Raw genomic sequence first — 378 nt, 5'->3', positions numbered from 1 at the left:
CCTGCCCGACTGGCTGGGCCAGGCCTCGTCCGCTCGGCACTGCGCGCTGAAACACGCGCCAGTTGCACTGTCATCGCGAGTCAAAGCAGCGACGACGCCCGAGCACGAGCGCCTGCAAGGGCTGATTGCCAATTACATGACGGCGCAGAACAGCATCGACAAAAAGCTGGAAAAGATCGCGGATGCCAAAGCCTACGCCGAGCCCATCCTCAAGCAAGCCCTGAAAACCCGCTTCGGCCTTGACCTGGACGTACAGGCTACGTTCCTGCACCTCTACGTACCCGTCACGGTGCCAGGCTTCCCGATCAAGACCGGGGCGCGTACCTGGACCGTGTCGCTGCTGGATGCCGCGCTGCACAATTTTGAAGAGCGTGAGAC

Annotated in this window: 1 protein-coding gene; it reads left to right on the top strand. The window is 61.9% G+C overall.

Annotated features, from left to right (window positions below; genetic code table 11):
• Window positions 1–378 (top strand): dermonecrotic toxin domain-containing protein (locus AC0L20_RS40140; protein ID WP_473295691.1); only part of this gene is annotated, 378 nt, incomplete at both ends.

The sequence above is a fragment of the Bradyrhizobium sp. Kon58 genome, from assembly GCF_055807455.1.
This window is presented reverse-complemented; position numbering and strand designations above follow the sequence as displayed.